The 7,859-nt window shown below is 71.9% G+C and carries 9 protein-coding genes; 5 read left to right on the top strand and 4 right to left on the bottom strand.

The genetic code is table 11. The features are described from left to right. On the bottom strand, positions 1 to 900 hold a 900-nt coding region (locus STRTUCAR8_RS35070), incomplete at its 3' end, for a DUF3027 domain-containing protein (RefSeq protein ID WP_044473438.1). 483 nt (positions 901 to 1,383) lie between these two features. Here STRTUCAR8_RS35070 and STRTUCAR8_RS35065 point away from each other — a divergent pair. The 4 genes from STRTUCAR8_RS35065 (at position 1,384) to STRTUCAR8_RS35050 (ending at position 4,950) form a co-directional block, all read left to right on the top strand. Further along, positions 1,384 to 2,838, top strand: a complete 1,455-nt coding sequence (locus STRTUCAR8_RS35065) for an MFS transporter (protein WP_006380982.1) — start codon at positions 1,384 to 1,386, stop codon at positions 2,836 to 2,838. An 81-nt stretch (positions 2,839 to 2,919) separates the two neighbouring features. Continuing rightward, positions 2,920 to 3,399, top strand: a complete 480-nt coding sequence (locus tag STRTUCAR8_RS35060; protein ID WP_044473435.1) for a hypothetical protein — start codon at positions 2,920 to 2,922, stop codon at positions 3,397 to 3,399. Beyond that, complete coding sequence (locus STRTUCAR8_RS35055; protein WP_006380981.1) at positions 3,369 to 4,103, top strand: futalosine hydrolase; 735 nt, start codon at positions 3,369 to 3,371, stop codon at positions 4,101 to 4,103. Before STRTUCAR8_RS35060 ends, STRTUCAR8_RS35055 begins: the two co-directional genes overlap by 31 nt. Next, the gene (locus STRTUCAR8_RS35050; protein ID WP_006380977.1) at positions 4,093 to 4,950 is read left to right on the top strand and encodes a 1,4-dihydroxy-6-naphtoate synthase; all 858 of its coding nucleotides are present in this window, start codon (positions 4,093 to 4,095) and stop codon (positions 4,948 to 4,950) included. Before STRTUCAR8_RS35055 ends, STRTUCAR8_RS35050 begins: the two co-directional genes overlap by 11 nt. Before the next feature lie 47 nt (positions 4,951 to 4,997). On the opposite strand, the gene STRTUCAR8_RS55245 is transcribed toward STRTUCAR8_RS35050, so the two are convergent. Further along, on the bottom strand, positions 4,998 to 5,381 hold the full coding sequence (locus tag STRTUCAR8_RS55245) for a cold-shock protein (protein WP_006380984.1): 384 nt from the start codon (positions 5,379 to 5,381) through the stop codon (positions 4,998 to 5,000). Positions 5,382 to 5,597: 216 nt separating this feature from the next. On the opposite strand from STRTUCAR8_RS55245, the gene STRTUCAR8_RS35040 reads away from it, so the two are divergent. Continuing rightward, the gene (locus tag STRTUCAR8_RS35040; protein ID WP_006380983.1) at positions 5,598 to 5,864 is read left to right on the top strand and encodes a hypothetical protein; all 267 of its coding nucleotides are present in this window, start codon (positions 5,598 to 5,600) and stop codon (positions 5,862 to 5,864) included. Here the strand turns inward: STRTUCAR8_RS35040 and STRTUCAR8_RS35035 are convergent. Next, the gene (locus tag STRTUCAR8_RS35035) at positions 5,825 to 6,466 is read right to left on the bottom strand and encodes an HAD family hydrolase (protein ID WP_044473433.1); all 642 of its coding nucleotides are present in this window, start codon (positions 6,464 to 6,466) and stop codon (positions 5,825 to 5,827) included. The two genes, STRTUCAR8_RS35040 and STRTUCAR8_RS35035, sit on opposite strands and share 40 nt — an antisense overlap. Positions 6,467 to 6,955: 489 nt before the next feature. Continuing rightward, on the bottom strand, positions 6,956 to 7,859 hold a 904-nt coding region (locus STRTUCAR8_RS35030), incomplete at its 5' end, for a hypothetical protein (protein WP_006380978.1).

The following is a 7,859-nucleotide window of genomic DNA, read 5'->3' as shown; positions in this document are numbered from 1 at the left end:
GTCCGCGGCGGGCCGCAGCGGGAACGGGTCCACGAGCGTCTCGTCGATCACGTGCGGCGGCGGAACCGGCGGCGTCGGCATGACCGCTGCCTCCGAGTGCCCTCCGCAGCCGTACGCCAGGGACACCACACGCCCGTCCGCCGGAGCGAACTCGTTCGTACACACGCCGAACGCCTGTCCGAGTGACCCTCCGATCGCCACCAGGAACCCGCAGCTCACGCACGTCGCCGGCGCGGCCTGCGCCATGGGCGTCGTGGGACCGTAGGCGTCCTCCCAGCGGTCGGCGGCGGTGTGGAGGCCGTACCGGGACAGCACACGCGCCCGGCGCATGCCCAGTTCCTCGGCCACCGCCGCGATCGACCCGCGGGCCGGCACCACCGTGAAGCCGGCCGGCGAACCCGGGGTGATGTCCGCGTCCTCGGCGTCCGCCAGATCCGCGGCCAGCTCCACCGAAGCCGAGGCCGAAGCCGCCCTCGCCGCCAGCACGGAGTTCGGCAGGGGCTCGTCCTCGCCCGAGTAACCCGGCTCCAGACGCAGGTCCTCCGCGTCCGTGGGGAGCAGATCCCCGGGACCCATGTCCCCGGGGCGCAGACGCTCGCTCCAGGGCACCCATTCCGGGGCCTGGAGGGCGTCGGGGCCGGGGAGGAGCACCACCTCGTCCAGGGTGACCAGTTTGGCCCGGGACGCCCGGGCGACCGTCACCGCCCAGCGCCAGCCCCGGTAGCCGAACTCCTTGCACTCGAAGAAGTGCGTGACGACCCGGTCCCCTTCTGACACGAGGCCCGAGTGTTCACCCACCACGCCTGGCGCCGCCGCCTCCTCCGCCGCGGAAAGGGCGAGGTCGACGGCCTCGGCGCACAGGCGGTCAGGGGTGCGGCTTCGCGTTGTCGCTGCGCTCACAGGTATCGCTTCTCTCCTACGCCGTCTCACGAGTGCGCCCGTCCCGACGGGGTGCGAACGGTTGCGAACGGAGCGGACCAGAGGGCCGCGTCAACGTTCGCGCCCGATCACGCTCGGGCGCACCTACGTCATCCATTCTGCGGGATGGCCGAGAGGCGCGCGGCCGAGAACAACCGCCACTGCGCGCTACGCACGCTACCTTCTCCAGCGCCCGGGGCCCACACCGACGGGACGGTTCGTGGCGACCGACATCCAACCGTGGCAACTCCGGCCCCCCTTTTCCTCGCCTCTCACCCCACTCTTCCCACCCCCGGATGGCCGGAAAACACCCCACCGAAACCGTCCGAGAGACCCCTGAGGAACCCCTGCGGGACCCCTGGGAGACCTCCGAAAAACCCCTGAGGGACCCTCACTCGCATCCCACTCGGACCCATACGCGCGGTAACCGCACTAGTTACGCCCTTCTCGGGGCACTATGGCGAGGTGGCAACCGAGAGGTCGCCCCACGGCGCCACCGGGACCGGTGGGGCCGAGGGGAACAACCGGAGCGGCGCCGGCACCAAGAGCGGCCGGCACGGCGTACGGGGCCGGATGAACGGGTCCGTACGTGCGGTCGGCCGTGCCCTGCACTTCCCGGTGACCGGTACGGCCCGGGGCATCCGCAAGGCCACCCACGCGCACGGCGCCGGGGAGTCCGGGCTCGGCAAACTCATCGAACTGCACGCGGTGAACGGCGCCGGTGACGTCATGATCACCATCGCCCTCGCCTCCACCGTCTTCTTCTCCGTCCCCACCGACGAGGCACGCGGGCGCGTGGCCATCTATCTCGGCATCACCATGGCGCCCTTCACCCTCCTCGCCCCCGTGATCGGCCCCCTCCTCGACCGTCTGCCGCACGGCCGCCGTGCCGCGATGGCCGGCTCGATGCTCGCCCGCGCCCTCCTCGCCCTGCTCCTCGCGGGCGCGGTCGCCACCGGGAGCATCGAGCTGTACCCGGCCGCGCTGGGCGTCCTGGTCGCCTCCAAGGCGTACGGCGTGGTCCGCAGCGCCGTCGTACCCCGTCTCCTGCCACCCCGCTTCTCCCTGGTCAAGGCCAATTCGCGGGTCACGCTGAGCGGGCTGCTCGCCACCGGTGTGGCCGCGCCCATCGGCGGCGGGCTCCAGGCCCTCGGCCCACGCTGGCCGCTCTACGGCGCCTTCGTGATCTTCATCGCGGGTACGTTCCTGTCCTTCTCCCTGCCGCCCAAGGTGGACTCCGCCAAGGGGGAGGACACCGCCCTGCTGGCTGCCGACGCGGAGCACCTGCACGGCCCGCACCGCCCCGAGACCCTCCGCCGCCCGGGCCTGCGCACGGTCGGTACGGCGGTCACCCACGCCCTGGGGGCCAACGCCGCCCTGCGCTGTCTGTCGGGCTTCCTCACCTTCTTCCTCGCCTTCCTGCTCCGCGAGCATCCGCTGACCGGCGAGAGCGCCGCGTGGTCGCTGGGCATGGTCGCCGTCGCGGCGGGCGCGGGCAACGCGCTCGGTACGGCGGTCGGGGCGGCCGTGAAGCAGCGCGCGCCGGAGCTGATCATCGTGACGGTCGTCGCCGTGGTCCTCGGCGCGTCGGTCGTCGCCGCGGTCTTCTTCGGCGCGGCCCTGGTCGCCTGCCTCGCGGCGGTCGCCGGGTTCTGCCAGGCGCTCGCCAAGCTGTCCCTGGACGCGCTGATCCAGCGGGACGTCCCCGAACTCGTCCGCTCCTCCGCGTTCGCCCGCTCGGAGACGCTGCTCCAGATGGCGTGGGTGCTCGGCGGCGCCATCGGTATCGCGCTGCCCCTGGTCGGCGAGCTGGGCCTCGCGGTGGCCGCCGCGATCGTCGCCGTAGGCTGGCTGACCACGGTCAAGGGCCTGATCGGCTCCGCCCGCCACGGGGGCCGCGCCCACCCCCGCGTCGCCTGAGGGCCGCCATCGGGTCCTACCGGGCCCGGCACGCCGTACCCACGTGACAAGCGTGCCGCGGGTGCCCGATAGCCTTCGGCCATGACCTCGTTGCGTTCCGCTTCCACTGCGCGCCGCCGCCGCGCTGTTGCCGCCGTCGGCGCCGTTGGTGCCGGACTGCTCGTCCTGTCCGCCTGCGACAAGCCGACGCCGATCTCCACGATCACCGTCGGCCGTGCCTCGGTGAACTCGGAGGCCTCCTGCTACGACGACGGCAAGGAGCTGAAGACCGCCGACGTGGCCAAGTGCCTCAAGGACACGGACATCAAGAGCATCACGGTCGACCCGGACGAGACCGTGCGCTTCGGCGTCGACCCGGAGATCGCCGACAAGGGCTGGACGATCCTCATGAACGGCCAGCCGCTGACGGACTCCAGCACCAAGACGTACCGCACGATCCCGGGCAGCGTGTTCTTCAACGCCCAGTACGGCGCCCAGGGCAACTCGACGCTCGTCTCCATCAAGGAGGGCGAGAAAGAGGTCAACGGCCTGTGGTCGTTCAAGCTGAAGAAGGACTCCTGACGATTCCGACGCCGTCAGGGGTACGAGTACGAGTCCTCGTAGCCACCGCGGTCCCCGTCGAACGGGACGCGGTGGCACAGGCGTTCCCGTCCGGTGACGGGCCGGTCGACGTCATCGCCGCGGGAGTCGGTCCCGCCGCCTCCGCCGCGTCCGTCGCGACGGCCCTCACCACCGCCGCCCTCCGCGGCACCCCGTACGGCCTGGTCGTCTCGGCGGGCATCGCCGGCGGCTTCCAGCCCCAGGCGCCGGTCGGCTCGCTGGTCGTCGCCGACGAGATCACCGTCGCGGACCTGGGCGCCGAGACCGCGGACGGCTTCGTTCCGGTCACCGCGCTGGGCTTCGGAGCCGTCACCCACCGTCCGCCGGAAACACTCGTACGAGATGTCACGGCCGTGACGGGCGCCCGCGCCGGCGCCGTCCTGACCGTCTCCACCGTCACCGGCAGCGCCGAACGAGCCGCCGAACTGCGCGCCCGGCACCCCGGCGCGCTGGCCGAGGCGATGGAGGGCTTCGGGGTCGCCGAGGCCGCCGCCGCGCACGGTGTGCCGGTGCTGGAGATCCGGGCCGTCTCCAACCCCGTCGGGCCCCGCGACCGCACCGCCTGGCGCATCGGCGACGCCCTCACGGCCCTGACGGATGCCTTCGGGAAGCTCGCGCCGGTACTGGAGAGTTGGAACCATCATGAGCACCCGCATGAAACCTGAGAAGCCCGAGAAACTGCGGATCGCGTACTCGCCCTGCCCGAACGACACCTTCGTCTTCGACGCCTGGGCCCATGGCCGGGTGCCGGGCGCGCCCGCGCTCGACGTGACCTTCGCGGACATCGACATCACCAACGGTATGGCCGAACGCGGCGAGTTCGACGTACTGAAGGTGTCGTACGCCGTCCTGCCGTACGTCCTCGACGACTACGCGCTGCTGCCCTGCGGGGGTGCGCTGGGCCGGGGCTGCGGCCCGCTGGTGCTCACGCGGGAGGCGGGGGCCGACCTGACGGGACGTACGGTCGCGGTGCCGAGCGAGCGGTCGACGGCGTATCTGCTGTTCCGGCTCTGGGCTGCGGAAACCGTCCCCGGCGGGGTCGGGGAGGTCGTCGTGATGCCGTTCCACGAGATCATGCCCGCCGTACGGGACGGGAAGGTCGACGCCGGGCTGGTCATCCACGAGGCGCGCTTCACGTACCGGAACTACGGGCTGCACAAGCTCGCGGACATGGGTGAGCACTGGGAGACGACGACCGGGCTGCCGATCCCGCTCGGCGCGATCATCGCCAAGCGGTCGCTGGGGCCGGAGACGCTGCGGCTCCTCGCCCAGGCCGCCCGGACCTCCGTACAGGCCGCCTGGGACGACCCGGAGGCCTCCAGGGCCTATGTCCTGGAGCACGCGCAGGAGATGGACCCGAAAGTCGCCGACCAGCACATCGGGCTGTACGTCAACGAGTTCACCGCCGACCTCGGTGAGGACGGCTATGCGGCGGTCAGGGGTCTGCTGACCCGTGCGGCGGCCGAGGGGCTGGTGCCACCCCTCGGCCCGAACGCACTCGATTTCCCCTAGAAATCCACGGAAATCCCCGAAAATCCACGGAAGAACCCAGTGCTGTCCTACACGTCGAGCTGGTCGGCGACCGCCCGCAGCAGGCCCGCGATCTTCGCGCCGGAGGTCTTCTCGGGGTAACGGCCCCTTTCCAGCATCGGGGTGATGTTCTCCAGGACGGTCGTCAGGTCCTGGACAATGGAGGCCAGTTCGTCGGGCTTCTTGCGCTGCGCCGCCGCGACGGACGGGGTCGGGTCCAGGATCACGACGGAGAGTGCCTGGTCACCGCGTTGCCCGGCGACAACTCCGAACTCCACGCGCTGGCCCGGCTTGAGGGAATCGACTCCGGCGGGCAGGACCGAGGAATGGACGAAGACGTCACCGCCGTCGTCGCGGGAGAGAAAGCCGAAGCCCTTCTCACTGTTGAACCACTTGACCTTGCCGGTGGGCACGTCTGTTCCTCGTCCTCATACTCGTCGGAAAATTGCTTCGGACTGCTTGAAGATGCTGCGAACTGCTGAGATCTGCCACGAACTACTGGTGGGAAAACGGGTCTTGACAGCACTCCGGCGGGTCGCTGGACCCGCCGGTACCAAGGCTAATGGTCGACAGGCGGGTGACAAGACGTCGCCGGGTTGTTCCTTCGGGCAGGGAACTACCCTGGTCGAGTGCGTGACAAAACCCAAACGAATTCCGCCGCGGCCGGAGATCGGCTGATCCGTGTCGGTGCCATCGTCTTCTTCGTCGGTGCGGTGGCCACTTTGGTCACCGTGGCCCCATTTCTCCTCGGTACGACGCCATTCCCGACGTTCATGTTCGGCTTGAGCATGCTCATGGGCGTCGGCTTCCTCGTCGCGGGCGCCGGGGTGCTGCGGTCGGTGGCCGAGGGCCGGCGTCAGGCGCGGGCGGCCGTCGCGTCCGAACAGCCGGGGTAGGCGGCCAGCCAGGCCGGGAAGTGGGTGAGGTCGTCGAGGACGACGTCCGCGCCCGCCGCGCGCAGCTCAGCGGCGTCGCAGGGCCCGGTGGGCACGGCCACGGAGAGGGCACCGGCGGTCCGGGCGCCGCGTACGTCTCCGACGTGGTCGCCGACGTACACGCTCGCGCCCTGCTCGCGCAGCGCCACCGCCTTCTGCTCGGCCCACAGGTTTCCGATGACCGCGTCGGGCTCTATGCCGAGGTGTTCGAGGTGCAGCTTGGCGTTCGGCTCGTACTTGGCGGTGACGACGATCGCCCGCCCGCCCAACTCCCGCACGGCCGCGATGGCCTCGGAGGCGCCGGTCATCGCGGGGGTCGCGGTGATGGCGATGGCCGGATACATCGACCGGTAGAGATCGCTCATGGCGGCGACGCGATCGGCCGGAAACCACTGCACCAGCTCGTCCGCGAGGGGCGGCCCGAGCCGGGTGACGGCCAGGTCGGCATCGATGAACGTGCCGGTCCGCTCGGCAAGCGCCAGATAGCAGGCGTGGATACCGGGACGGGAGTCGATGAGGGTCATGTCGAGGTCGAAGCCGACGGTGAGTGTCATATGCACCATTGTGCGGGAGGGGCGCGGGACGCCGGGTACGGGGAGCGAGCGCGGGTGCGGGGATGAGGCTCGGGTACGGGGAGCGAATGCGGGGATAGGGCTGGGGTGCAGCGAGCGGGCTCGGGTGCAGGCGCGGGTACGGGGCGCGGGTACGGGGGCAGGGAGCGGGCTCGGGTGCAGGCGCGGGTACGGGGGCGGGGAGCGGGTACGGGGGCGCGGGTACGGGTACGGGGGCGGGTGCAGGCACGGGTACGGGGGCAGGGAGCGGGCTCGGGTGCACGCGCGGGTACGGGGGCAGGGAGCGGGCTCGGGTGCACGCGCGGGTACGGGGGCAGGGAGCGGGCTCGGGTGCACGCGCGGGTACGGGGGCAGGGAGCGGGTACGGGGGCACGGGTACGGGGGCCGGGCGGGTGGTGGTCAGCTGGCGGGCTCGGGGAGCGGATGGGGCGCGGGCCGCAGGCTCGGGGCCCGGCACAGGGAGCGGTCGGGGGATGGTGCTCAGCGGGGGCGTTGGGAGCGCCAGACCAGGAACAGGGCGGAGGTGATCGCGGCGCCCTTCACCACCCACGGCCAGGTCTGGGAGAGGGCCTCGTTCATGTGGCCCTCGGCGATGGGGTCGCCCCAGCGGCCCTGGGTACGGCCCCACAGCCACCCGGCGCCTGCCGCGACCGCCGCGCCGGGCAGGTACACGACCGCCCACTTCGTCTCGGCCTGGGAGAGGCGGCGCGAGACGTAGGCGATGGCCCAGCCGACGAGCAGCGCGTAGACGTTGCCGAGGACGGCTCCCGCGACCAGCAGGCCGGCGGCGAGGAGGAGCAGCGGGTTGCTCCAGCTGCCGGAGGGGAGCGGAAGGCGCACCCGGCGGCGTCGGCGGGGCGTCTCCGCGACCTCGCCCTCGACACCCTCCGCACCCCCGGATTCGGGCGCCTCGGTCTCCACGGCCTCGTCCGCCGGTTTCGGCTTCTGCGGCCTGGGCGGCGGCTTCAGCAGGTCGGGGATCTCCACACCGCCGACGAACCCGGCCGGAAGGCTGTCCACATCCGTGAACGGCCCCCTGCGACCCGCCAACCACCAGTCCGCGTCCCCGAGTTCGTCCGTACCCGCGAGATGGGGCGGGGCGGGATCGCCGTCGGAGGGAAAGGGCGCGAACGCCTCCGTGACGTCCGCTCCTTTGCCGGTCTCCGCCGGACGCGGCCTCGGTACGAGGCGCCCGAACCCCCTGCCCTTGCCCTGCGGCTTTTCCCGGTCTCGGTCCCGGTCCCGGTCGCGCTGTACGGGTACGGAGGCACGCGGCGCCTCAGGGGCAACGGGTGCGGCGGGAGAACCGGAAGCACCGGTGCCCGCGTCGGCCACCACCTCGTCCGGGGTGCCGATGCGGTCGAGGATGCGGCGTACGGCAGTC

It is taken from the genome of Streptomyces turgidiscabies Car8 (assembly GCF_000331005.1).
GTDB classification, from domain to species: Bacteria; Actinomycetota; Actinomycetes; order Streptomycetales; family Streptomycetaceae; genus Streptomyces; species Streptomyces turgidiscabies.
The sequence above is the reverse complement of the archived record's forward strand: the minus strand, read 5'-3'. Positions and strand labels throughout refer to the sequence as shown.

Excerpts from the sequence above, each read along its gene's own strand:
- STRTUCAR8_RS35050 (WP_006380977.1), top strand. The coding sequence starts at position 4,093 with ATGAAACCTGAGAAGCCCGAGAAACTGCGGATCGCGTACTCGCCCTGC.
- STRTUCAR8_RS35035 (WP_044473433.1), bottom strand. The coding sequence starts at position 6,466 with ATGGTGCATATGACACTCACCGTCGGCTTCGACCTCGACATGACCCTC.
- STRTUCAR8_RS35060 (WP_044473435.1), top strand. The coding sequence starts at position 2,920 with ATGACCTCGTTGCGTTCCGCTTCCACTGCGCGCCGCCGCCGCGCTGTT.